Genomic DNA, 2,087 nt, shown 5'->3' on the forward strand with positions numbered 1-2,087 from the left:
CTGTCTGCAGCATGGATGCTGCAGTCAAGCGTACAGGGACGTATTCACAGCGTGTCCCAGGAAGCTGTACCCGCCCGCCATAGAACCAAAAACAAGAAGGCTGGGAGCCAAGAATGAGCAACAAGAATGTAGTAGCCCTCGATCTCCCCATCCCGGAGATCAAAGACATGCCAGAAGACACCCAGAAGTACTTCCAGATCTGCCAGGAAAAACTCGGCATAATCCCGAACGTACTGACCGCCTACAGCCAGAACCTCAAGCAGCTGGAGGGCTTCACCCGCCTCTACAACGAGCTCATGCTCGGCGAAGGCGAACTCTCCAAGCTGGAGCGGGAAATGGTGGCCGTGGTGGTCTCCTCCGAGAACAAGTGCTTCTACTGCCTGGTGGCCCACGGTGCCGCCGTGCGGGTACTGAGCGGTGATCCCCAGCTGGGTGAACACATGGTGATGAACTACCGCAGCGCCAAACTCGACAAGCGCCAGCGCGCGATGCTCGATTTCGCATCCCACCTCACCCGCTCACCGGCCACCGTCACCGAAGACGACATCCAGGCCCTGCGGGATGCCGGTCTCAGCGACCGCGGCATCTGGGACCTGAGCAATCTGGTCGGCTTCTACAACATGTCCAACCGCGTGGCAATTGCCAGCGACATGCAACCCAACCCCGAGTATCACAGCCAGAGTCGCTAGCAAGTACGCAGACTTGCTTGCCCTCGAATACAACAACAATTGGAGGCAGAGATATGAGCAAGACTCTACCAAGCTACACCAGCGGAACCGCAGAAGTGCCCCTCCTGGGCATGACCATCGGTGAAATGCTGGACCGTACCGCGGAGAAGTATCCGGATACCGAAGCCCTGGTGTGCCTGCACCAGGACATCCGCTGGACCTACAGGGAGTTCGTGGAAAAGGTCGACGAGGCCGCCCGTGCCTTCATGGCCATCGGCGTGAAACGCGGCGACCGGGTGGGCATCTGGTCCCCCAACCGTTACGAGTGGACCGTCACCCAGTTCGCCACCGCGAAAGTGGGCGCCATCCTGGTCAATATCAACCCGGCCTACGGCGTGCACGAACTCCAGTACGCCCTGAACCTGGCCGGTATCACCACCCTGGTCACCGCCGACAGCTTCAAGGCATCCAATTACCGGGAGATGATTTACGAGCTGGCGCCGGAGCTGAAGCGCAGCGCCCCCGGCAAGCTCAAGGCCGACCACGTGCCGGAGCTGCGTGCCGTGATCAACGTGCACGAAGACAAGCACGACGGCATGTGGACCTGGAAGGAATTCCTCGGCTTCGCCGGCGACATCTCCCAGGCCGATCTGGAGAAACGCCAGGATCAGCTCCAGTTTGATGACCCCATCAACATCCAGTTCACCTCCGGCACCACCGGCAATCCGAAGGGCGCCACGCTCACCCATCACAATATCCTGAACAACGGCTACTTTGTGGCGGAGAGCCAGCGCTTCACCGAGAAGGATCGGCTGGTGATTCCGGTGCCCCTGTACCACTGCTTCGGCATGGTGATGGGCAACCTGGGCTGTATCACCCACGGCTCCACCATGATCTATCCGGGTGAAGGCTTCGAGCCCAAGTCCGTCCTGCAGGCCGTGCACCAGGAAAAGGCCACCGCCCTGTACGGCGTGCCCACCATGTTCATCGCCGAACTGGCCGAACCGGAGTTCGAGACCTACGACCTCTCCACGCTGCGCACCGGCATCATGGCCGGCTCCATCTGTCCGGCGGAGGTGATGAAGAAGGTCAACGGCAAGATGAACATGAAGGAGGTCCAGATTGCCTATGGCATGACCGAGACGAGTCCGGTATCCACCCAAACCAGCTCCCTCGACCCGTTCGAGAAGCAGGTCACCACCGTGGGCCGCACCCAGCCGCACCTGGAGACCAAGATCGTCGATCCGGGCACCGGAAACGTGGTTCCCCGTGGCGAAATCGGTGAGCTGTGTACCCGTGGCTACAGCGTGATGCTGAAGTACTGGAACAACGAAGAGAAAACCCGCGAGGCCATCGACGACGCCGGCTGGATGCATACCGGCGACCTGGCCACTATGGACGAGGAGGGCTACATCCAGA

At 60.4% G+C, this 2,087-nt stretch carries 1 protein-coding gene and 1 pseudogene; both read left to right on the forward strand.

The window, feature by feature from the left end:
- Window positions 1–113: 113 nt before the first annotated feature.
- Window positions 114–689, forward strand: coding sequence for a peroxidase-related enzyme (locus ACESMW_RS17220; RefSeq protein ID WP_372988218.1), 576 nt, complete (start codon window positions 114–116; stop codon window positions 687–689).
- A 116-nt stretch (window positions 690–805) separates the two neighbouring features.
- Window positions 806–2,087 (forward strand): annotated as a pseudogene (locus tag ACESMW_RS17225) (AMP-binding protein); the annotation flags it as partial.

The sequence above is a fragment of the Marinobacter sp. genome, from assembly GCF_041690455.1.
Classification (GTDB): Bacteria; Pseudomonadota; Gammaproteobacteria; order Pseudomonadales; family Oleiphilaceae; genus Marinobacter.

Bases quoted from the DNA above. Each gene is read 5' to 3' on its own strand.
- ACESMW_RS17220 (WP_372988218.1), top strand. From the start codon at position 114: ATGAGCAACAAGAATGTAGTAGCCCTCGATCTCCCCATCCCGGAGATC.